The organism is Fusobacterium sp. (genome assembly GCF_030528405.1).
GTDB lineage: Bacteria > Fusobacteriota > Fusobacteriia > Fusobacteriales > Fusobacteriaceae > Fusobacterium.
Genome location: NZ_JAUMYY010000030.1, coordinates 1 through 21,996 on the forward strand (window position 1 = coordinate 1; position 21,996 = coordinate 21,996).

Consider the following 21,996-nt stretch of genomic DNA (forward strand, 5'->3'; position numbering starts at 1 on the left):
ATGAAATGATGGGACATCAGTATGCAAATATTCAACAAAGAATACACTCAACAGGACAAATACTTGATAAAGAATTTGATTACTTAAAAGATGAATGGAGAACAGCATCTAAGGATTCAAATAAGATAAAAGTATTTGGAATGAAGGGAGAGTATTCAACTGATACGGCAGGTATAATAGATTACAAAAATAATGCTTATGGAGTTGCTTATGTTGGAGAAAATGAAACTGTAAAACTTGGTAAATCAAGTGGATGGTACACAGGTTTAGTTCACAATAAATTCAGTTTCAAAGATATAGGAAACTCAAAAGAAGAAATGCTACAAGCTAAGTTGGGTCTATTTAAATCAGTTGCTTTTGATGATAATAACAGTTTAAACTGGACTATATCAGGAGAAGCTTTTGCAGGTTATAATAAGATGCATAGAAAATTCTTAGTTGTGGATGAAATATTTAATGCAAGATCTAAATACTGGTCATATGGATTAGCGCTTAAGAATGAACTAAGTAAAACATTCAGACTGAGTGAAGACTTTAGCCTAAGAGGATATGGAAGTATTAAAGCAGAATATGGAAGATTCCAAAAGATAGATGAAAAATCCGGAGAAATGAGATTAGAAATTAAAGCTAATGACTATATTTCAATAAAACCGGAAATAGGAGGAGAATTAATCTACAAGACTCCACTATCAGGAAGAAACTTCTTTAATGCAAAACTTGGTGTAAAATATGAAAACGAATTAGGAAGAGTTGCCAATGCTAAGAATAAGGCAAGGGTAGCGCATACAAATGCAGACTGGTTTAACATAAGAGGAGAAAAAGAAGATAGAAGAGGAAGTGTAGGAGCAGATTTAAGCTTAGGCTTAGATAATGAAAGATACGGAATCACAGCAAGCATAGGCTATGATACAAAAGGAAAGAACAAAAAAGCAGGTTTAGGCTTGAGAATTATCTTCTAGTAGGAAAATATACAAAATTTGAAAAGGAATTTTAGTTTAAAAGACTAAAGTTCCTTTTTTAATATATAAGAAAATAAAAAAATAAATATATTTTATACTATGAAATATAGAAGAGATGAAATAGAATTTTTTATTAAATAAACTTATACTCCTATATATAAAAAACTGTGATTTAATTTAAAGCATATATAATATTAAAAATTAAATGCTATAAAAAATATAAATAAGAAATATTTCTTTAAAACTAGAAAAAATAATACTTAGAAAATTTCTTTATTTTTTTTATAAACAACATTAATAGTCCAAAGTTTTATATTTATATGTTCTTATTTAGAGCAAATAAAGAAAAAAGTGAAAATAAATTTCAAAAAATTTATTGACTATTTGAAAAAATAATATTATAATTATGTCATAAGGTATGATGTTAGTATATATTAAGGAAGTCAAGGTTGGTATATTTAATTAAAACTGAATAAGGAAATAAAATAGAGGTGCAAATATGTAGGTAGCATAAAGATGTTAAGGTATAAGCCACCGATGCTTTATGTGAAGGGCATAGTTGCCGAAAGAAAAGTAAGAGCTTATGCTTATTTTTCTTGGTCAATGCGTGATGAACATTGACTGTCATATTCGTTTTGAATATGGAGAGCTATTTATAGTTTTTCGTTTGATTCATAATGGATAGACTAAGGCAACTTTTTATATGCAGCTCTATTTTATTATGATTTTTTTATTTTAAGGAGGCTTTTTTATGAAATCATTAATTAGATTGAGAATGAGTTCTCATGATGCACATTACGGAGGAAATTTAGTTGATGGTGCTAGGATGCTACAATTGTTCGGAGATGTTGCTACTGAACTTTTAATCCAAATGGATGGAGATGAAGGTTTATTTAAAGCTTACGACAGTGTTGAATTTATGGCTCCTGTTTTTGCTGGAGACTATATAGAAGCTGTAGGAGAAATTGTAAATGTAGGAAACTCTTCAAGAAAAATGGTATTTGAAGCTAGAAAAGTTATAGTTCCAAGACCAGATATTTCTGATTCTGCTGCTGATGTTTTGTCAGAGCCAATAGTTGTATGTAGAGCAACAGGAACTTGTGTAACTCCAAAGGATAAACAAAGAAAAAATAAAAAATAAAAGGAGGCGAAAGGAATGGAAAAGTTAATAATAACAGCTGCTATATGTGGTGCAGAAGTTACTAAAGAACATAATCCAGCAGTTCCTTATACTGTTGATGAAATAGTTAGAGAAGCTGAGTCAGCTTATAAAGCAGGAGCAAGTATTATTCATTTACATGTTAGAGAAGATGATGGTACTCCTACTCAAGATAAAGAAAGATATAGAGTGTGTATGGAGGCTATTCAAAAAAAATGTCCAGATGTTATAATTCAACCTTCAACTGGTGGGGCTGTAGGAATGACAGATCTAGAAAGACTACAACCAACTGAGCTACATCCAGAAATGGCTACTCTTGATTGTGGAACTTGTAACTTTGGTGGAGATGAAGTTTTTGTAAATACAGAGAATACGATTAAAAATTTTGGAAGGATTCTTATAGAAAGAGGAGTAAAACCTGAGGTTGAAGTTTTTGATAAAGGAATGATTGATCTAGCAATAAGATATCAAAAACAGGGATTTATACAAAAACCAATGCATTTTGACTTTGTTATGGGTGTACAGATAGCTGCAACTGCAAGGGACTTAGCATTTATGGTTGATAGTATTCCAGAAGGTTCTACTTGGACTGTTGCTGGAGTTGGAAGATCACAATTTCAAATGGCAGCTTTAGCTATAGTTATGGGAGGACATGTAAGAGTTGGGTTTGAAGACAATGTTTACATTGATAAAGGAGTTCTAGCAAAATCTAATGGTGAGCTAGTAGAGAGAGTTGTTAGAATTGCTAAAGAATTAGGAAGAGAAATTGCAAGTCCAAATGAAGCTAGAGAAATTTTAGGATTGAAAAGTAGATAGACATTTATTGAATAAACAAATTAAATTGGAGGATAAAAATGAAAAAAGGATGTAAATATGGAACACATAGAGTAATTGAACCTGCTGGAATTTTACCACAACCAGCTATAAAAATTTGTAATGATATGGAAATTTTTTCAAATGAAATTTTAATAGATGTTATTGCTTTAAATATAGATTCTGCTTCTTTTACTCAAATTGAAGAAGAGGCTGGACATGATGTAGAAAAAATAAAGGCAAAAATAAAAGAAATAGTTGCAGAAAGAGGGAAAATGCAAAATCCTGTAACTGGTTCAGGAGGAATGTTAATTGGAAAGGTTGAAAAAATAGGAGAAGAACTTGCTGGAAAAACTAACTTAAAAGTTGGTGATAAAATAGCAACTCTAGTTTCACTTTCATTAACTCCATTGAGAATAGATGAAATAATAGATGTAAAACCTGACATAGATAGAGTTGAGATAAAGGGAAAAGCAATATTATTTGAAAGTGGTATATATGCAGTTTTACCTGAAGATATGTCAGAAAACTTGGCTTTAGCTGCTCTAGATGTCGCTGGAGCTCCTGCACAAGTTGCAAAATTAGTAAAACCTTGTGAATCTGTTGTTATTTTAGGTTCTGCTGGAAAATCAGGAATGCTTTGTGCATACGAAGCTGTTAAAAGAGTTGGACCAACTGGAAATGTAATTGGTTTAGTAAGAAATGAAAAAGAAAAAGCGTTACTTTCAAGAGTAAGTCCTAAAATAAATATAGTTGTAGCAGATGCAACAAAGCCTATGGAAGTTTTAGACGCTGTTTTAGCTGCAAACTGTGGAAGAGAAGTTGATGTGGCAATAAACTGTGTAAATGTTGCAAATACAGAGATGTCAACTATACTTCCTGTAAGAAATTTAGGTATAGCTTATTTCTTCTCTATGGCAACTTCATTCACTAAGGCTGCACTTGGTGCTGAAGGCGTAGGAAAAGATATAACTATGATAGTAGGAAATGGTTATACTATAGATCATGCTGCAATAACTCTTGAAGAATTGAGAGAGAGTGCGGCTTTAAGAGAAATATTCAATGAACTATATCTGTAATTAAAAATAAAAACTATATTAATTTACTACAAAGTTTATTTAAAATTATAAGGAGATGATGATATGAATACTATGAACACTAGGGCAAAATTTTTCCCAAATGTAACTGATGAACAATGGAATGACTGGACATGGCAAGTTAGAAATAGAATTGAAAAAATTGAAGATTTAAAAAAATATGTAAATCTAAGTGCTGATGAAGAAGAAGGAGTTAAAAGAACTCTTGAGACTTTAAGAATGTCTATAACTCCATATTATTTTTCACTAATAGATATGGACAGTGAAAGATGTCCTATAAGAAAGCAAGCTATTCCTTCAGTACAAGAAATCCATCAATCAGATGCAGATTTACTTGACCCATTGCACGAAGATGAGGATTCTCCTGTTCCTGGACTGACTCATAGATATCCTGATAGAGTTTTACTTCTAATAACTGATATGTGTTCTATGTATTGTAGACATTGTACACGTAGAAGATTTGCAGGAGCACATGATGATTCTATGCCTATGGATAGAATAGATAAAGCTATAGAGTATATAGCTAGAACTCCTCAAGTAAGAGATGTATTATTATCAGGTGGAGATGCTCTACTTGTTTCTGATAAATTTTTAGAAAGTATAATTAAGAAATTAAGAGCTATTCCTCATGTTGAAGTAATAAGACTTGGAAGTAGAACTCCTGTTGTATTACCACAGAGAATAACTCCAGCACTATGTGATATGTTAAAAAAATACCATCCAATTTGGTTAAATACACATTTTAACCATCCTCAAGAAATAACTCCAGAAGCTAAACAAGCTTGTGAAATGCTAGCAAACGCAGGAGTTCCATTAGGAAATCAATCAGTTTTATTAAGAGGAATAAATGACAATGTTGCAGTTATGAAAAGATTAGTTCATGATTTAGTAAAGATGAGAGTAAGACCTTATTATATTTATCAATGTGACTTATCTATGGGACTTGAACATTTCAGAACACCTGTTTCTAAAGGAATAGAAATAATAGAAGGATTAAGAGGTCATACTTCTGGATATGCAGTTCCAACATTCGTTGTTGACGCTCCAGGTGGAGGAGGAAAAACTCCTGCAATGCCGCAATATATAGTTTCTCAAGCTCCAGGAAGAGTGGTGTTAAGAAACTTTGAAGGAGTTATAACAACTTATACAGAACCTGAAAATTATGTACATGAACCTTGTTATGATGAAGAAAAATTTGAGGCTATGTATGAAGTATCAGGAGTTAATATGTTACTACAAGGAAAACAAATGGCTCTTGAACCAAGTCATTTAGCAAGACATGAAAGAAATAAAGCAAGACAAGCTGAAAACACTGAAAAATGTGATTGTGAACATAATTAAAGTGAGGAAATAATAATGAAAAGTGTTTATGAGTTTATCGAAAACTATAAAAGATTATCTATAATAGGTATGGAAAAAAATGTTGGTAAAACAACTTTATTAAATAAACTTATAAATGACATAGGAGATAAAAAAATATTAGCTATAACTTCTATAGGTAGAGATGGTGAAGATACAGATGTCGTTACAAGTACAGATAAACCAAGAATTTATATAAGACAAGGAAGTATTATTGCAACGGGGAGAGACTGCTTAAATAAATGTGATATTACTAAAGAAATTCTTTATGTTACTGATTTCACCACCCCTATGGGAGATATAGTAGTAGTTAGAGCTTTATCTGATGGATATGTCGACATAGCAGGTCCATCATATAATGCTCAAGTAAAAAAAGTTATTGAGCTTATGGAAGAATTTGGGAGTGAAATAACTATTGTGGATGGAGCTCTTAGTAGAAAAAGTACTGCTATCAGTGATGTTAGTGATGCAACTATTTTAGCTACAGGAGCAGCTTTATCCTTAGATATGTTAAAGGTTGTTGAAGAAACCAAAAAAACAGTAAATTTTTTAATGCTTGATGAAATAAAAAATATAGAGAAAAATATAAAAGAATATCTTCAAAAAGTGAAAGCTATAAATATAAAAAAAGATGGCAGTGTTGAATTTATAGATGTAAGTAATTCTATAGACTTGGCTAATAAAATTAAAGAGTTTTTATCAGAAGAAACAGAATATTTTTGTATAAGAGGAGCTATAACAGAGAAAATTATGGAAACTTTTATAGAAAATAGAGGAACTTTCTCTAATTTTACTCTTGTTGTAGAGGATGGAACAAAATTTTTTATTGATAATGCTCTTTATAACAAAGCTAAATTATGTGGAATTGAATTTAAGGTATTAAATAAGATCAATTTATTATTTATTACTTGTAATCCACATTCTCCATTGGGTATAGACTTTGATAAGAATGAATTCAAAAAAAGATTAAAGGAAGAAATAAACATTCCTATAATAGATGTTGTGGGTGATGAAAATGAAATTTATTGATGAAAACAGTATAAATAGGCTCAACTTTAAAGATTTGTTATCAAGAGTTGAAATTTTATCTCCATATGGAAAAGAGAAGTTAAATAATTTAAAAATTTACCTTCCTGGTGATGAAGAGGAGCTTGAAGGTGAATTTCTTCAAATGGAAAAAATCAAAGAATTTATTCTTGAAGAAAAAAAAATACTTATGGAAATAGAAATTATTTTACATAAGCTAAAAGATATTAAAACGCTTGCTAACTGTTCTTTAGAAGATGGGATATTGGATGTAGTTGATTTATATGAAATAAAAGCTCAAGCATTTATGTTTGAAGAATTAAATAAACTTTTAAAAGAAAAAAATGAAATTTTCCAAAATTACATACTAAAAGATTTGAGCGAACTTATAAAAATTTTAGATCCAAATGATGAAAGGATATCTACTTTTCATATATACGAGTCTTATTCAGTTATTTTAAAAGAGATTCGTAGACAAAAAAAGGAAGTTGAAAAGAAATTATTCATTGAAAAGGACTATGAAAAATTAAAATCTTTAAAAGAAGAAAGATTATCCATACTAGTTGATGAAGAAAGAGAGGAATTTAAAGTTCGAAAGGGACTATCCAAATTAATAAAAAAATTTATGCCTGACTTTATAGAAAATATTAAAAAATCTGCTGAACTTGATTTAGTTTTAGGAAAGGTTAAATTTGCTAATGAATATGGTGGTATGAGACCTGAAATTGTAAAGAATAAGAAACAAATTATTCTAAAAGATGCTATAAATTTGGAAGTTAGAGAATATTTAAATGCTTCTAATAAGAAGTATACTCCTATTAGTATTATGTTAAATACTGGGACAACCGTAATAACAGGTGCTAATATGGGAGGAAAATCTGTTGCTTTAAAAACTATTGCAGAAAATGTTTTACTTTTCCATATGGGATTTTTTACTTTTTCTAGTGAAGCAAAAATTTCTTTATTGAATTTCTTATTTTTTGTTTCTGATGATATGCAAGATATTTCAAAAGGTCTTAGTACATTTGGAGCTGAGATAATAAAATTAAAAGAAGTAAATAAGAGGCTTAGCCAAGGCTCAGGTCTTATTATATTTGATGAGTTTGCAAGAGGTACGAATCCTAAAGAAGGACAAAAATTTGTAAGGGCTCTTGCTAAATATTTAAATTTAAAAGAAAGTATTTCAGTCATAACTACACACTTTGATGCTGTTATTACAGAGGGTATGAAACATTATCAAGTGGTTGGATTGAAAAAGATAAACTTTGATGAATTGAAAAATAGAATGTTAGCTAATAATAATTCAATGGAACTAATTCAGGAAAATATGGATTTTAGTTTAGAAGAAAGCCAAAGTACAGAGGTTCCTAAAGATGCGTATAATATAGCTAAATTAATAGGGTTGGATGAAGAGATTTCTGAGATGATTTATGAAGAGTATACGGAGGAGGACTAGCATGAACAATAAATTGGATCTTGATTGGGGCTTGGTTGCAGAAGCTCGTGAATCTGCTAAAAAAATAGCTGCAGATGCACAAGTATTTATAGATGCACATAGCACAGTTACTGTTGAGAGAACAATTTGTAGACTACTAGGTATTGATGGTATTGATGAGTTTGGGGTACCATTACCAAATGTAATTGTTGATTATATAAAAGAAAATGGAAATATAGGTCTAGGAGTAGCAAAATATATAGGAAATGCAATGATAGAAACTGGATTAAGTCCACAAGAAATTGCAGAGAAAGTTGATAAAAAAGAACTAGACTTAACAAAAATGAAATGGCATGATGACTTTGAAATTAGATTAAAATTAAATGATATAGCTGTTAAAACTGTGGAAAGAATAAGAAATAATAGAAAAGATAGGGAAAATTATTTGGAGCAATTTGGAGGAGATAAACAAGGACCTTATATATATGTTATAGTTGCTACAGGAAATATATATGAAGATGTTACTCAGGCTGTTGCTGCTGCAAGACAAGGTGCAGATGTTGTTGCCGTTATAAGAACAACTGGACAATCTTTACTTGACTATGTACCTTATGGTGCAACAACAGAAGGTTTTGGAGGTACTGTTGCAACTCAAGAAAACTTTAGAATAATGAGAAAGGCTCTTGATGAAGTTGGAGTTGAGTTAGGAAGATATATAAGACTTTGTAACTATTGTTCTGGACTTTGTATGCCTGAAATTGCTGCAATGGGAGCATTAGAGAGACTTGATATGATGTTAAATGATGCCCTATACGGAATATTATTTAGAGATATTAATATGAAGAGAACATTGGTTGATCAATTTTTCTCAAGAATTATAAATGGATATGCTGGAGTTATAATAAACACTGGTGAAGACAACTACTTAACTACCGCAGATGCCGTAGAGGAAGCTCATACTGTTTTAGCTTCTCAGTTTATAAATGAACAATTTGCATTGGTAGCAGGTTTACCAGAAGAACAAATGGGCTTAGGACATGCATTTGAAATGGAGCCTGGAGTAGAAAATGGTTTCTTGTTAGAGCTAGCTCAAGCACAAATGGCAAGAGAAATTTTTCCTAAAGCACCTTTGAAATATATGCCTCCTACAAAGTTTATGACAGGGAACATATTTAAAGGACATATACAAGATGCGTTATTTAATATAGTTACTATAACAACTGGTCAAAAAGTCCACTTGTTAGGAATGTTGACAGAAGCAATCCATACACCATTTATGTCAGATAGAGCTTTATCTATAGAAAATGCAAAATATATCTTTAATAATTTAAAGGATTTCGGAAATGATATAGAATTTAAAAAAGGTGGAATAATGAATACAAGAGCTCAAGAAGTTCTTAAAAAAGCTGCAGATTTATTAAAGACTATCGAAACTATGGGAATATTTAAAACAATTGAAAAAGGTGTATTCGGTGGTGTAAGAAGACCAATGGATGGTGGAAAAGGTTTAGCTGGCGTTTTTGAAAAAGATGCTACATATTTTAATCCGTTTATTCCATTAATGTTAGGAGGGGAGAGATAATGAGTTCTGGATTATATTCTATGGATAAAAAAGAGTTTGATACAACGCTTGATTTGACACAGATAAAACCCTATGGCGATACGATGAATGACGGAAAAGTTCAAATGAGCTTTACCTTACCTGTTGCATGTAATGAAAAGGGTATTGAGGCAGCCTTAATACTAGCTAGAAAAATGGGCTTTGTAAATCCTGCAGTAGCACATGCTGAGGCACTTGATAAGGAATTTTCATTCTATGTAGTATATGGTGCGACTTCATTTAGTGTAGATTATACAGCAATAAAAGTTCAAGCTTTAGAAATAGACACTATGGATATGAGTGAATGTGAAAAATATATAGAAGAAAATATCGGTAGAGAAGTTGTAATGGTTGGTGCAAGTACTGGTACAGATGCTCATACGGTTGGTATAGATGCTGTAATGAATATGAAAGGTTATGCTGGACATTATGGGCTTGAAAGATATAAAGGGGTTCGTGCATATAACCTAGGAAGTCAAGTTCCTAATGAAGAATTTATAAAGAAAGCTATAGAGTTAAAAGCAGATGCTTTATTAGTATCACAAACAGTTACTCAAAAAGATGTTCATATTGAAAATTTAACAAATTTAGTTGAACTGCTTGAAGCTGAAGGACTTAGAGATAAGGTAATACTTATAGCAGGAGGAGCAAGAATAACTAATGACTTAGCTAAAGAATTAGGATACGATGCAGGTTTTGGGCCTGGAAAATATGCAGATGATGTAGCAACATTTGTCTTAAAAGAAATGGTTCAAAGGGGAATGGTAAAAAAATAATATAAAAAACTAAATTTTTTGTAAAAATACTAGACAAAACGATAAAAAAATGTTATCTTTAATTAAAAAATATTTTAAATAAAAAAATAAAAATTAATGGAGGTTTTGGTATGGGAGCGTTGTTAAAATTAAGTCCTGTGTTTGTTCTAGCAGCTTTTATGATGAAAGGTTTTGATGCACTTTTAGCTGCACCTTTAGCTACAATTTATGCATGTATTATTGCAATGATATTTTCAAAACAAAAATTTAACCAAGTTGTTGATTCTGCAATAGCAAGTGTAAGAGAGATTCAAGTTGCATTATTCATATTAATGATAGCTTATGGTATGGCAGAAGCATTTATGTCAACTGGAGTTGGAGCATCACTAATAATTATAGCATTGAAAGTTGGGATTACAGGAAAAACAGTTGCGATGGTAGGGGCTGCAGTTACAGCTATTCTATCGATTGCAACAGGTACAAGCTGGGGTACATTTGCTGCTTGTGCACCTATATTTTTATGGTTAAACCATATAGTTGGTGGAAATTTATTATTAACTACTGCAGCAATAGCAGGAGGAGCGTGTTTTGGTGATAATATAGGGCTTATTTCGGATACTACTATAGTAAGTTCTGGGATTCAAGGTGTAGAAGTTGTTAGAAGAATTAGACACCAAGGTGTTTGGTCAGGTTTAGTACTTGTAACAGGTATCATTATTTTTGGAATAGCAGGAATTACAATGGGCTTACCTTCTACTGTTGGAGATGCAGCTCAAGCTATAAACAATATTCCAGAAGATGTTTGGGTTAAACTTGCTGAAGAAAGAGCTTCTGCTGTTAGCTTATTAGAACAAGTAAAAAATGGTGTTCCTCTATTTATGGCGATTCCACTTGTAATCGTTTTAGCTCTAGCTTTTATGGGAGTGCAAACTTTTATATGTTTATTCTCAGGAGTAATATCTGCTTATTTACTAGGTACTTTAGCTGGTACAGTAACTTCTACTGGTGACTATTTAGATATGATGGTAACTGGATTTGCTGATGCAGGGTCATGGGTTGTTGTTATGATGATGTGGGTTGCTGCATTTGGTGGTGTAATGAGAAGTATGAATGCTTTTGAACCTGTATCAAAGATAGTAACAAAAATTTCAGGAAGCGTAAAACAATTGATGTTCTATAATGCACTTCTATCAATATTTGGTAATATGGCTCTCGCAGATGAAATGGCACAAATAGTTACAATAGGGCCAATCATTAAAGAATTAGTTGAAGATAATGTAGAAGGTTCAGAAGAAGATCTTTATGTTTTAAAGCTTAGAAATGCAACATTCAGTGACGCTATGGGAGTTTTTGGTTCACAACTTATTCCTTGGCACGTTTATATAGCTTTCTATATGGGTATAGCTTCAATAGTTTATCCATTACATGAATTTGTAGCTATAGATATTATAAAATATAACTTTATAGCTATGGTAGCTGTTATAAGTATGCTAGTTTTAACTGTGACAGGTTTAGATAGATTAGTACCTCTATTTAAACTACCTTCAGAACCAGCTGTAAGATTAAAAAAATATAGTAATTAATAAATAAGAAACCTCTCCTTTAAAAGGAGAGGTTTTTTATTTATTTAAAAATTCCTTAAGTTCACTTTGATCTTTTAAACCTATAACACTTGGGTTAAATTTTTCTAAAAATTGAGATATAGTATGGTATAAATCTTTAAAATTATAATTAGGATTGATTATTTTAACAAAATAAACCATTATTAATATTGGAGTCATAATTTTATAGGGATCTGAAATATATCTTTGAAGATTAGAGTTTAATTTAGGAACTGTTTTTAATTTTAAATTTATAATTGCCATATTATGTGCACATAGGTTTCTAACAAACTTTATATTATTTGAATATGATACAAACTCATCTACATATAAACCATAATTTTTTACAACTGCAACTTTATTTTGATGTGACATTAAAGTAAATAAACTTAAAACTTCTCCAAAGGTTAAAACTTCTGAAACTCTCCAAATAGAAAGATATTTTTTATCTGGATTTTCAAAAATGAACTCTTTAACAAGCTGATTATCTGAGAAAACTCTCATTTTTTTTAAAATTTTTCTTTTAAAATTGTCTTCTTCTTTTAAAATAAGTTCCTTTGCTAAGCTTCTATCACACCAACTATGAAATTTGAGATAGCCAAAAGCTCCATATTTTGCTCCTAGAACATAGCAAATCCTAGCTTTAATAGAAAGCTCTATTTTTTCAGAACATTTTAAAAATTCCATTCTTAAATTTTTATCATAATAAAAATTTTGAATAATAGTTTCAAAAAAAGTTCCCTCCCTATAAAGTCCATTAGTTTGTCTAAAAAAGGAAGCAAATTCCTTCAATTTATAATAGCTTAAATGCTTCAAGCGATGAATGGCATCTCTTCTATTCTTTACTTTTATACCCCTTTGAATAAATTGGTCAAGTTGCATTTCATAATCAAAATGTATGTCTTTTGTCATTTAAACCTCCATAAAGGAAAAACCCTTGCTTCAGACGTGTCTGTGTCATACTGACATGCAAGGGTATTGATATCTTTCAATTATAGTATAAAATATTTTTGAAATTTGTCAATATATTTTTCAAAAAATAAATATATTTTTTTTATTTTTCATGTTATAATTAAAAGTCAAATTTCTAAGTGAGGTAGATAATTTTGGATGGAATAATAATTATAGATAAACCAAAAGGAATAAGTTCTTTTGATGTAATTAGAAAGTTAAGAAAAATATTAGGATTTAAAAAGATAGGGCATACGGGGACTCTTGATCCTCTTGCTACAGGTCTTATGATAATTTGCTTAGGAAAAGCGACAAAACTTGCTGCTGATTTGGAAGCAGAAGATAAGGTATATTTTGCCTCTTTTGACATAGGTTACTCGACTGATACTTATGATAGTGAAGGTAAAGTTTTAGAAAGAGACGAGCGATTAATAAAAGAGGAAGAGCTAAAAAAAAGTATAGAAAATTTTAGAGGAAGTATAAAACAATTACCTCCTATGTACTCTGCTATAAAGATTGAAGGAAAAAAATTATATCATTTAGCAAGAAAAGGAATAGAGATAGATAGAAAAGAAAGACTAGTGAATATTGAATATATAGATCTTGTTAACTACAGTGATAATAAAGCTCATATAAGGACAAAGGTTTCAAAAGGCTGTTATATAAGGAGTCTTATCTATGATATAGGTAGAAATTTAGGAACTTATGCAACTATGACAGCTCTTAGAAGGGAAAAAGTGGGGAAATTTAGTTTGGATAATTCATATACTTTAGAAAAAATAGAGCAACTTTTCCAAAATAATAATTTTTCTTTTTTAAAGTCAGTTGAGGAAATTTTTCCTTTTCCCAAATATTCATTAGAAAATGAAAAAGAAAAAATTCTATTTTTAAATGGAAATACAGTAAAAATAAGAGAAAAAAGCATAAATGGAAAATACAGAATTTATTATGAAAATAAATTTCTAGGTCTATCTCAAATTAAAAATGAAGTTTTACTGAAAGGATATAAATATTTCTAAGAAGAAAGGAAATAAAAATGAAAATAAAAAATATTGCTATAATAGCACATGTTGATCATGGAAAAACAACCTTAGTTGATTGTTTATTAAGGCAGGGTGGTGCCTTTAAAGCTCATGAGCTTGAAAAAGTTGAAGAGAGGGTAATGGACTCAAATGATATAGAAAGAGAGAGAGGAATTACTATCTTTTCCAAAAATGCTTCTGTAAGATATGGTGACTATAAAATAAATATAGTTGATACTCCTGGACATGCTGATTTTGGTGGAGAGGTTCAAAGAATTATGAAGATGGTTGACTCTGTTTTATTACTTGTTGATGCATTTGAAGGTCCTATGCCTCAAACAAAATATGTATTAAAAAAAGCTTTAGAACAAGGTCACAGACCAATTGTTATAGTGAATAAAGTAGATAAAGCCAATGCTAGACCAGAAGATGTACTTTATATGGTCTACGATTTGTTTATAGAATTAAATGCTAATGAATATCAACTAGAATTTCCTGTTGTATATGCTTCTGGGAAGTCAGGCTTTGCAAAAAGAGAATTAACTGATGAAACAACTGATATGAAAGCTCTGTTTGAAACTATACTTGAACATGTTCAAGATCCTGATGGAGATATAGATAGACCAAGTCAATTTTTAATTACCAATATAGCTTATGATAATTATGTTGGAAAACTAGCTGTAGGAAGAATCCATAATGGTATTTTTAAAAGAAATCAAGATGTCATTCTAATAAAAAGAGATGGCAGAGAAGTCAAAGCTAAAATTTCTGTTCTCTATGCTTATGAAGGATTAAAAAGAATAGAAGTGGAAGAAGCAAGTGTAGGAGATATTGTTTGTATAGCAGGTCTTGTAGATATTGATATAGGAGAAACTATCGCTGATGTAAATGAAGCCATACAGCTTCCTCCAATAGATATAGATGAACCTACCTTAGCTATGACTTTTATGGTAAATGATTCTCCTTTTGTTGGAAAAGAAGGAAAATTTGTTACTTCAAGACATATATGGGATAGGTTGCAAAAGGAAATACAGACAAATGTAAGTATGAAAATAGAAACTACTGATACTCCTGATGCTTTTATAGTTAAAGGAAGAGGCGAGCTTCAACTTTCTATTCTACTTGAAAATATGAGAAGAGAAGGTTTTGAAGTACAAGTTTCTAAACCAAGAGTATTATTTAAAAATATAGCTGGCAAAATTTTAGAACCTATAGAATTAGCACTTATAGATGTAGATGATAGTTATACTGGTGTTGTTATAGAAAAAATGGGAATAAGAAAAGCAGAAATATTATCTATGACACCTGGACAGGATGGATATACAAGACTTGAATTTAAAGTTCCAGCTAGAGGGTTAATAGGATTTAGAAATGAATTTTTGACAGATACTAAGGGAACAGGAATTTTAAATCATTCATTTTTTGATTACGAAGAGTATAAAGGTGATATTCCGACAAGAAATAAGGGTGTTTTGATAGCTACTGAGGCAGGAGTAACAGTTCCTTATGCTCTTAATAATCTGCAAGATAGAGGGACATTATTCTTAGACCCTGGTATAGCTGTATATGAAGGTATGATAGTGGGAGAACATAATAGAGAAAATGATTTGGTAGTGAATGTTTGCAAAACTAAAAAACTTACAAATATGAGAGCAGCTGGAAGTGATGATGCAGTTAGACTTGCAACACCAAGGAAATTCTCTTTGGAACAAGCACTTGATTATATTGCTGAGGATGAGCTGATTGAAGTTACTCCTACTAATGTAAGACTAAGAAAAAAAATATTAAAAGAAGGAGATAGAAGAAAGGCTTTTAATAAATAAAAAATAAAAGAAAAAAGAATAAAGTACTTGAAATATCACGGAATTTATGGTATAAAATTTATTATATATATTTTAGGAGGAGATAAAGATATGACAAAAAAAGATCTAGCAAAAGTATTATTTGAAAAAGGAGTTTTCTCAACTAAAGTTGAAGCTGAGAAAAAAGTAGATATAATATTCGACACTATGGAAAAAGCTCTTTTAAATGGAGAAAGTATATCTATTATTAACTGGGGAAAATTAGAAGTTGTTAAGAGAGCACCAAGATTAGGAAGAAATCCTAAAACTGGAGAAGAAGTTAAAATAGGAACTAGAAAATCTATTAAATTCAGACCAGGAAAAGCTTTATTGGAAAAACTAAATTAATTCATAAAGAGGCTATAGTAATTTTAATTATTACAATAGCCTCTTTAAATTTATATATCCCATAATTTTATATTAGTTGTAGAAACAGAAAGTGCACCTGCATTGATAGCGTTTATAATATCTTCTTTTTCAGAGATAAGCCCTCCAGTAATTACAGGTTGATAGATTTGTGAGCTAATTTTTTTCAAAATTTTAGGCATAAGTCCTGGCATAATTTCTACTGCAATTACTTTGTTCTCTTTAATATTTTGTAAAGCTTTTTTATAAGAAAGAGAGTCCAGTATAAAAAATCTTTGAATGACCTTTATATTATTTTTATGGGCATGTGCAACAACATTAGATTTTGTAGTAAGTATGCCATCAGGTTTTATATTATTAACAATATAATCTACACCAAAACTTGTACTATTCAAACCATCTATCATATCAACATGTATAAAAACTATCTTATTTTGTTCTTTTAATCTGACACAAATATTTTTAATATCTATAATATTGGACATAATTATAAAAACTATTTCATTATGTGAATTTAGAGCAGCCTCAAAAGTTTTATCATCTTTTATTGCAGGTATGACAGGATTTCTTTCTAAAATTTCCCTAATTTTCATAATTTACCTCATATATTAATTAAATTTTTCAATAGAATCCTTGATTTTTTTTGCTAGTCCAACAATTTTTAGAAGAGGCACACTACATATTCCTATTCTGATTCCATCATTAAATTTTATTACAAAAATATTTTTTGCTTCTAAGTCTTCTATAACTTTGTCAACTTTATCTCCAACTGGAAGAGTGATAAAAAAGCCACTTTTATATGGTAGATAATCTAAGCCAACATGCTTTGATTCATTTAAAAATAGGTTTGCTCTATCCATTAATAATTTCATATAATCATTTTTTTCTTTTAAAAATCTTTCTTTTAAAATAGGATCTTTCATTATCTTGGCAAAGAGTTTCATACCTCCTTTTGAAACATTAGACCAAGTCACTCGACAAGAAAAAGATAGGGCATCTTTAAATTCTTGTATTACTTCTTTTGAAGATGAAACAGCTATTTGAGCTCCAACTCTCATACCATAAATTGATAAAGATTTCGAAAGACTAAATGCATACATAACTAAAATATTTGCTGGTAAATCAAGTAGAAGTTTTCTTATTTTATTTTTTTCATCTTCAGTTCTATCATCATATTCAAAATAAGCAACATCTCTTATCAAAATTAAATTAGTATGTTTTATAGTTTTTATAAATTTATAAACTTCTTCCCACTCCTCATAAGTCATTCTAAAACCAGTTGGGTTATGACTAGGTTCATTTATTATTACTATTAAATTTTCTTGTTCTTTTGATATTTCAGATACACATTTCTTAAAATCTTCTAAGTTAAATCCTCCCTTGGAATTGAAGAGTTCATAAGTTTCGGGAAGTCCATCATTTTCTAAGACTATATTTCTATACGTACCCCACATCCAATTAGGTAAAAGAACTTTTTCTCCTGGATTTAAATAATTTTTTATAGTATTTGAAATAGCACCTGTTCCTCCAGGAGTAGCTATGGAAGCAACATAAAGTCCTTCCATAGTTTCTTTAAAATCAAAGCCTAATAATGTTTTCTCTACTTCAGATAAATACTCATCTTCACCAATGACATTAGTAGAATATGCATATAAGTCTTCTGGAGGTAAAGTTCTATATACCTCTTCGACTACAGAATATACAGCTAATTTTTCATCCTCATTATAAAGAGAGCCTATTGTGGCATTTATAACATTTTCTTTACCATATTTTGTAATTGCTTCTTTTGCCTTTCTACTAACAGTGAAAATATTATCCACTAATTTTTTCCCAGTATATTTCTTTGCTAACATTTTTCAAACTCCCCCTATTTGAATCTTGTCTTATCCTCTTGAAATTATAAATTCGACTCTTCTATTTCTTGCTCTTCCTTGCTCTGTACTATTAGTTGCAACAGGATTTTGTTTACCATAGCCCTCTATTGAAATATTATTTTCTATAGCTCCTTTAGAAACAAGGAAATTTTTTATTGCTTTTGCCCTTTTTACAGAAAGTTCCAAATTATAACCTTCGCTTCCAATGAAATCTGTGTAACCATCTATTTTTATACGAATGTCTTTATTTTCTTTTAAGGCTCTCGCAAGTGTACTAAGAGATGGTTTTATTCCATCTTTTACCTCATATTTATCAAAATCAAATAATATTAATTCAGGCATTGAAAGAATTAAATTATTTCCTTCTCTTCTTATACTAACTCCCTTTTCATTAAAAACAATGATATCTTCCAATCTTTTTTTATTTGATTCTAAATCTTGTAAAGAATAGTTACTATCTGAAGAAAGACCTAAATCTTTTATATAAGAAGTATTTTTTGTATTCCTACATGCAATTAAACTTAAAATAAGTGCAGCTAAACATAGTATTTTTTTCATATGTTTCTATCCTCCTTAATGTATTAACCTTATATTTTAAAATATAAAGTAACGAAAACAGTAAAAATAAAAATTAAAATGCTATAACATATAAATCATCAGTTAAATTTTGGGAATTAGAACTTTTATCTGGATTTTTTACAACCCAATCGAATAAAAATTTAGCATGACCTTCTGTTGTTCTAACACATTTTCTAGTTCCAGTTGTAGTTCCCAAAGTAAATTCTTTTTGTCTTATAAAAAACTCTCTATTTATTTCTTCTTGCTCATTTACAGGAGTTCCATGTATATAACCTCCGCCAGTAAATCTTATAGCAAATCTTGCAGCTCCTTGTTTTTGACCAGTCTCATCATTGTACGCCATAACATATTTTGCAGTTGGAACAACAAAGTATCCCTTAGGAGTTTCAAAACCTAGTTTACTATCAATGCCAGTTTTAGAATACACATAACTAATAATTTCCCATCGACTTCCATTTTTTTCAAAAAGAATAAAGTTTTGATTAGCCAAATCTATGGTAATTACCTTTTTAAAATCTTTCTTTATATTAGGAGAGCTTGTTATTCTACTTTTAGGTACTTCCAACTCTTCTGGAATAGAAAGAGCTTTTATAACAACTTTATCTCCTTTGTCTTCAACAATCTTTATAACTGATCTATCTGGAATTATTATCTTTTCACCTTTTTTAGAGGTACCAATTAAATTTTGATCTATACCAGTTCCATATTTATCTCTATCCCAAGATAAATTTTCATGGTTAGGATTTGCTACATAGGTATTAGTACTAGCCATTTTATATGAATTATCTATGGAATTATTGATAAAATTTTCAAGACTATTAACCTTATCTAGTGCCATTTGGAATCTAAAACTTCTTTTTGCAGTAACACTTGCTGCAATATATCCAGTTGTTCCTTTGTCATCTTGAACATAGTACCAAAAATTTCCTTGATATTTTATTTTCTTTATTAATTTTAATTTAGTATCATAGACATATTTTTTTATAATATTAGACTCTGAAGTAGTTTCAGGTGTTTTTCTAAGATTTGCAGAACGAGATGTTATAAAAACATAATCTAAAACTTCAGGATACTTATCATACTTTATATTAACACTAAGATTATTAGGAATCTTATTGTCATAGTTAGCTATAATTTCTACTTCATTGTTATCCATAAAAGATTCATCAGCAAAACTTTTAGATGCTAACATTAATACAAAAGTAAATATTAATAGTAAAAATCTATTTTTTTTCATTTTTCCTCCATTTACATATTTCAGTTAAAAAATTCTTCTTTGTATTTTAACATAGTTATAGAATTCTATCAATAAATTTTGTCATTGATATATAAATAATTTCATAGAAAAAAGTAATAAATATTCTTTTTTTTATAAATTGTTAGATAAAAAAAGAATATGTTTTGTAATAAAAAAATATAAACAAAACATATTCTAAAAATTTTTATAATTTTGAAATTATAAATTAATTTTCTATTTAATTTATTTGGAATAATTTAAATAAAGTTCATTAATCAATTTGTCACTATCAAGATTTGCTTTTTCAATATCCTTATAATATTTGTAAAGCCCAACTTTTATCTCAGCACAGGCATCTTCATCAGCAACAATTAAAGCCTTCTCATGAAGTTGCAATGCCGATATAGTCCATAGATGATTTATACCACATTCAATACCATGATGAAGTGCTCTGGCTTTATTAAGCCCATTTACCATTATTAAGACTTCTCTTGCATCCATTATAGTTTTAACTCCTACAGTTAAAGCAAGTTTGGGAACCTTATTAACATCTCCATCAAAAAATCTTGAGTTATTAATTATAGTATCTTCTGTAAGCTCTTTAGCTCTTGTTCTGGAGCTTAGAGAGGAACCAGGCTCATTAAAAGCTATATGTCCATCTACACCGATTCCACCCAAGAATAAATCAATGCCTCCCAGCTCTTTTATTTTGTCCTCATATTTTTTACATTCAAGTATATAATTTTCTGCCATCCCATTTAGTATATTGATATTATCTTCCTCAATATCTATATGTTTAAAAAAATTTTCATACATATAATAGTGGTAACTTTGTGGATGTTTAGGATCAAGCCCGACATATTCATCCATATTAAAAGTTATAATATTTTTAAAACTTATAAGCCCATCTTTATAAAATTGAATAAGTCTTTTATACATCTGCAAAGGTGTGCTTCCTGTTGGAAGACCTAATATAAACTTTTTATTTGAATTAGGTTTAAAATCCAATATTTTTTTTGCTACATAGGCAGCAGCCCAATCTCCAACATTTTTTTCTGTTATAATAAGTCTCATAAAATATCCTCCCTATTTTTTCCTTGAAATGTTTTACTTTCTTTAAGTTTTTTCTGTATAGAATTAAGTACATCTTTTTTATTTAAACTCCAAAGAGGAGCAACTAAAGTTTTTTTATCTCCATCTCCTGTTATTCTATGAATAATAATATTATATGATATATTTTCTAAAATGCTAATAATTTTTTTCACATAGTCTTCTTTTTTATAAATTTTTAATTCAGAATTTTTATATAAGGTTTCAAGTTTTGTTCCTTTTACAACATACATTAGATGAAGTTTAAGCCCCCATGTACCACATTTTTCTGCAAAAAGTGCAGTATTTAGAGAATCTTCTTTTTTTTCATAGGGCAAACCTAAAATAATATGAGTCACAAATTTTATCTTTCTTTCATTTAACTTTTTTGTTATATTTTCATAGATAGCTGTTTTATATCCTCTATTAAAGAAATTAGCAACATCATCATTTATAGTTTGTAGCCCCAGTTCTATCCAAAGGAAAGTTTTTTTATTAAAGGAAACAAGTAAATTTAAAATTTCATCATCTATACAATCTGGTCTAGTCGCAATAGCCAGTCCAATTATATTAGGATGTTTTAAAGCCTCTTCGTATATTCTTTTTAAATATTCAACAGGGGCATAGGTATTTGTAAAGTTCTGGAAATAAGCAATATATTTTTTACCATTAAATTTTTTACTAATAGATTTTATTTGTTCATCAATCTGCTCACTTATTGTTTTGATTTTAGTAGCAGCAAATTCTCCACTACCACTTTCAGAGCAAAATATGCAACCTCCATAAGAAAGTTTACCATCTCTATTAGGACAGGAGAATCCTCCATCAAGAGAAAGTTTATATATTTTTTCTCCAAATTCTTTTTTTAAAAAATTATTTATTGTGTTTATTTTTTCTTTCATAATTTACCTATACTCTAACAAGATTTTTAATTTCTATTTTAAGAACTTTTAAATATTATAACATTTTTTTTAAATTTTAGTTTTTAATTTAAAATATATTTAAGAAAATATAAAAAAATATTGATAAAAAAGGAATTTTAGATTTTTAAACTAAAATTCCTTTTCAAACTTCATATATTCTACAACTAGAAGATAATTCTTAAGCCTAAACCTGCTTTCTTGTTCTTTCCTTTTGTATCATAGCCTATGCTTGCTGTGATTCCATATCTTTCATTATCTAAGCCTAAACTTAAATCTGCTCCTACACTTCCTCTTCTATCTTCTTTTTCTC

General features: G+C 29.5%; 20 protein-coding genes and 1 riboswitch. Of the genes, 13 read left to right on the forward strand and 7 right to left on the reverse strand.

Annotation, left to right across the window (positions count from 1 at the left end):
- From Q4A58_RS05865 to Q4A58_RS05910, 10 genes are all read left to right on the forward strand, one after another.
- On the forward strand, positions 1-959 hold a 959-nt coding region (locus tag Q4A58_RS05865), incomplete at its 5' end, for an autotransporter outer membrane beta-barrel domain-containing protein (protein WP_303117419.1).
- Positions 960-1,437: 478 nt separating this feature from the next.
- Positions 1,438-1,619: riboswitch (Lysine riboswitch) on the forward strand.
- A gap of 91 nt (positions 1,620-1,710) precedes the next feature.
- A complete protein-coding gene (kal, locus tag Q4A58_RS05870) occupies positions 1,711-2,100 on the forward strand; it encodes a 3-aminobutyryl-CoA ammonia lyase (RefSeq protein WP_303117421.1) in 390 nt (129 codons plus the stop codon).
- A 15-nt stretch (positions 2,101-2,115) separates the two neighbouring features.
- Complete coding sequence (gene kce / locus Q4A58_RS05875; RefSeq protein WP_303117423.1) at positions 2,116-2,934, forward strand: 3-keto-5-aminohexanoate cleavage protein; 819 nt, start codon at positions 2,116-2,118, stop codon at positions 2,932-2,934.
- Positions 2,935-2,972: 38 nt separating this feature from the next.
- Positions 2,973-4,010 carry an L-erythro-3,5-diaminohexanoate dehydrogenase gene (gene kdd, locus Q4A58_RS05880; RefSeq protein ID WP_303117425.1) on the forward strand — a complete coding sequence of 346 codons (1,038 nt, stop codon included), beginning with the start codon at positions 2,973-2,975 and terminating at the stop codon, positions 4,008-4,010.
- A gap of 63 nt (positions 4,011-4,073) precedes the next feature.
- Positions 4,074-5,369 (forward strand): L-lysine 2,3-aminomutase, encoded by a 1,296-nt coding sequence (kamA, locus tag Q4A58_RS05885; RefSeq protein WP_303117427.1) that lies wholly within the window; start codon positions 4,074-4,076, stop codon positions 5,367-5,369.
- A gap of 15 nt (positions 5,370-5,384) precedes the next feature.
- On the forward strand, positions 5,385-6,416 hold the full coding sequence (locus tag Q4A58_RS05890) for a hypothetical protein (protein ID WP_303117429.1): 1,032 nt from the start codon (positions 5,385-5,387) through the stop codon (positions 6,414-6,416).
- Complete coding sequence (locus Q4A58_RS05895) at positions 6,403-7,869, forward strand: hypothetical protein (protein ID WP_303117430.1); 1,467 nt, start codon at positions 6,403-6,405, stop codon at positions 7,867-7,869. The genes Q4A58_RS05890 and Q4A58_RS05895 overlap by 14 nt, the downstream gene beginning before the upstream one ends.
- A gap of 1 nt (position 7,870) precedes the next feature.
- Entirely contained in the window at positions 7,871-9,430 is a 1,560-nt protein-coding gene (gene kamD / locus Q4A58_RS05900; RefSeq protein ID WP_303117432.1) for a lysine 5,6-aminomutase subunit alpha, read from the forward strand.
- Complete coding sequence (gene kamE / locus Q4A58_RS05905; RefSeq protein ID WP_303117435.1) at positions 9,430-10,224, forward strand: lysine 5,6-aminomutase subunit beta; 795 nt, start codon at positions 9,430-9,432, stop codon at positions 10,222-10,224. Before kamD ends, kamE begins: the two co-directional genes overlap by 1 nt.
- A gap of 110 nt (positions 10,225-10,334) precedes the next feature.
- The gene (locus Q4A58_RS05910) at positions 10,335-11,786 is read left to right on the forward strand and encodes a Na+/H+ antiporter NhaC family protein (RefSeq protein ID WP_303117437.1); all 1,452 of its coding nucleotides are present in this window, start codon (positions 10,335-10,337) and stop codon (positions 11,784-11,786) included.
- 36 nt (positions 11,787-11,822) lie between these two features.
- Here Q4A58_RS05910 and Q4A58_RS05915 read toward each other — a convergent pair whose 3' ends face one another.
- The gene (locus Q4A58_RS05915) at positions 11,823-12,716 is read right to left on the reverse strand and encodes an Abi family protein (protein ID WP_303117439.1); all 894 of its coding nucleotides are present in this window, start codon (positions 12,714-12,716) and stop codon (positions 11,823-11,825) included.
- A gap of 194 nt (positions 12,717-12,910) precedes the next feature.
- Here Q4A58_RS05915 and truB point away from each other — a divergent pair, with 194 nt between their 5' ends.
- From truB to Q4A58_RS05930, 3 genes are all read left to right on the forward strand, one after another.
- Positions 12,911-13,774: a tRNA pseudouridine(55) synthase TruB gene (gene truB, locus Q4A58_RS05920; RefSeq protein WP_303117441.1), complete on the forward strand. Its 864-nt coding sequence runs from the start codon at positions 12,911-12,913 to the stop codon at positions 13,772-13,774.
- 17 nt (positions 13,775-13,791) lie between these two features.
- Positions 13,792-15,600: a translational GTPase TypA gene (gene typA, locus Q4A58_RS05925; RefSeq protein ID WP_303117443.1), complete on the forward strand. Its 1,809-nt coding sequence runs from the start codon at positions 13,792-13,794 to the stop codon at positions 15,598-15,600.
- 90 nt (positions 15,601-15,690) lie between these two features.
- Positions 15,691-15,966: an HU family DNA-binding protein gene (locus tag Q4A58_RS05930; RefSeq protein ID WP_303117445.1), complete on the forward strand. Its 276-nt coding sequence runs from the start codon at positions 15,691-15,693 to the stop codon at positions 15,964-15,966.
- Positions 15,967-16,016: 50 nt separating this feature from the next.
- Here Q4A58_RS05930 and Q4A58_RS05935 read toward each other — a convergent pair whose 3' ends face one another.
- The 6 genes from Q4A58_RS05935 to Q4A58_RS05960 all read right to left on the reverse strand — a co-directional run bounded on the left by Q4A58_RS05935 (position 16,017) and on the right by Q4A58_RS05960 (position 21,665).
- Entirely contained in the window at positions 16,017-16,577 is a 561-nt protein-coding gene (locus Q4A58_RS05935; RefSeq protein ID WP_303117447.1) for a glycerol-3-phosphate responsive antiterminator, read from the reverse strand.
- Between the two features lie 15 nt (positions 16,578-16,592).
- Positions 16,593-17,837, reverse strand: a complete 1,245-nt coding sequence (locus tag Q4A58_RS05940; RefSeq protein ID WP_303117449.1) for a pyridoxal phosphate-dependent aminotransferase — start codon at positions 17,835-17,837, stop codon at positions 16,593-16,595.
- A gap of 30 nt (positions 17,838-17,867) precedes the next feature.
- Positions 17,868-18,416, reverse strand: coding sequence for an OmpA family protein (locus Q4A58_RS05945; protein ID WP_303117450.1), 549 nt, complete (start codon positions 18,414-18,416; stop codon positions 17,868-17,870).
- A gap of 73 nt (positions 18,417-18,489) precedes the next feature.
- Positions 18,490-19,674, reverse strand: a complete 1,185-nt coding sequence (locus tag Q4A58_RS05950) for a L,D-transpeptidase (protein WP_303117452.1) — start codon at positions 19,672-19,674, stop codon at positions 18,490-18,492.
- 243 nt (positions 19,675-19,917) lie between these two features.
- A complete protein-coding gene (gene nagB, locus Q4A58_RS05955) occupies positions 19,918-20,748 on the reverse strand; it encodes a glucosamine-6-phosphate deaminase (RefSeq protein ID WP_303117454.1) in 831 nt (276 codons plus the stop codon).
- Positions 20,745-21,665 carry a TIGR01212 family radical SAM protein gene (locus tag Q4A58_RS05960; RefSeq protein ID WP_303117456.1) on the reverse strand — a complete coding sequence of 307 codons (921 nt, stop codon included), beginning with the start codon at positions 21,663-21,665 and terminating at the stop codon, positions 20,745-20,747. The genes nagB and Q4A58_RS05960 overlap by 4 nt, the downstream gene beginning before the upstream one ends.
- Between the last annotated feature and the right edge of the window lie 331 nt (positions 21,666-21,996).

What these genes read in the sequence shown, in the direction of transcription:
- kal (WP_303117421.1), top strand. Translation starts at nt 1,711, where the DNA reads ATGAAATCATTAATTAGATTGAGAATGAGTTCTCATGATGCACATTAC.
- kce (WP_303117423.1), top strand. Translation starts at nt 2,116, where the DNA reads ATGGAAAAGTTAATAATAACAGCTGCTATATGTGGTGCAGAAGTTACT.
- kdd (WP_303117425.1), top strand. Translation starts at nt 2,973, where the DNA reads ATGAAAAAAGGATGTAAATATGGAACACATAGAGTAATTGAACCTGCT.
- kamA (WP_303117427.1), top strand. Translation starts at nt 4,074, where the DNA reads ATGAATACTATGAACACTAGGGCAAAATTTTTCCCAAATGTAACTGAT.
- Q4A58_RS05890 (WP_303117429.1), top strand. Translation starts at nt 5,385, where the DNA reads ATGAAAAGTGTTTATGAGTTTATCGAAAACTATAAAAGATTATCTATA.
- Q4A58_RS05895 (WP_303117430.1), top strand. Translation starts at nt 6,403, where the DNA reads ATGAAATTTATTGATGAAAACAGTATAAATAGGCTCAACTTTAAAGAT.
- kamD (WP_303117432.1), top strand. Translation starts at nt 7,871, where the DNA reads ATGAACAATAAATTGGATCTTGATTGGGGCTTGGTTGCAGAAGCTCGT.
- kamE (WP_303117435.1), top strand. Translation starts at nt 9,430, where the DNA reads ATGAGTTCTGGATTATATTCTATGGATAAAAAAGAGTTTGATACAACG.
- Q4A58_RS05910 (WP_303117437.1), top strand. Translation starts at nt 10,335, where the DNA reads ATGGGAGCGTTGTTAAAATTAAGTCCTGTGTTTGTTCTAGCAGCTTTT.
- Q4A58_RS05915 (WP_303117439.1), bottom strand. Translation starts at nt 12,716, where the DNA reads ATGACAAAAGACATACATTTTGATTATGAAATGCAACTTGACCAATTT.
- typA (WP_303117443.1), top strand. Translation starts at nt 13,792, where the DNA reads ATGAAAATAAAAAATATTGCTATAATAGCACATGTTGATCATGGAAAA.
- Q4A58_RS05930 (WP_303117445.1), top strand. Translation starts at nt 15,691, where the DNA reads ATGACAAAAAAAGATCTAGCAAAAGTATTATTTGAAAAAGGAGTTTTC.
- Q4A58_RS05935 (WP_303117447.1), bottom strand. Translation starts at nt 16,577, where the DNA reads ATGAAAATTAGGGAAATTTTAGAAAGAAATCCTGTCATACCTGCAATA.
- Q4A58_RS05940 (WP_303117449.1), bottom strand. Translation starts at nt 17,837, where the DNA reads ATGTTAGCAAAGAAATATACTGGGAAAAAATTAGTGGATAATATTTTC.
- Q4A58_RS05945 (WP_303117450.1), bottom strand. Translation starts at nt 18,416, where the DNA reads ATGAAAAAAATACTATGTTTAGCTGCACTTATTTTAAGTTTAATTGCA.
- Q4A58_RS05950 (WP_303117452.1), bottom strand. Translation starts at nt 19,674, where the DNA reads ATGAAAAAAAATAGATTTTTACTATTAATATTTACTTTTGTATTAATG.
- nagB (WP_303117454.1), bottom strand. Translation starts at nt 20,748, where the DNA reads ATGAGACTTATTATAACAGAAAAAAATGTTGGAGATTGGGCTGCTGCC.
- Q4A58_RS05960 (WP_303117456.1), bottom strand. Translation starts at nt 21,665, where the DNA reads ATGAAAGAAAAAATAAACACAATAAATAATTTTTTAAAAAAAGAATTT.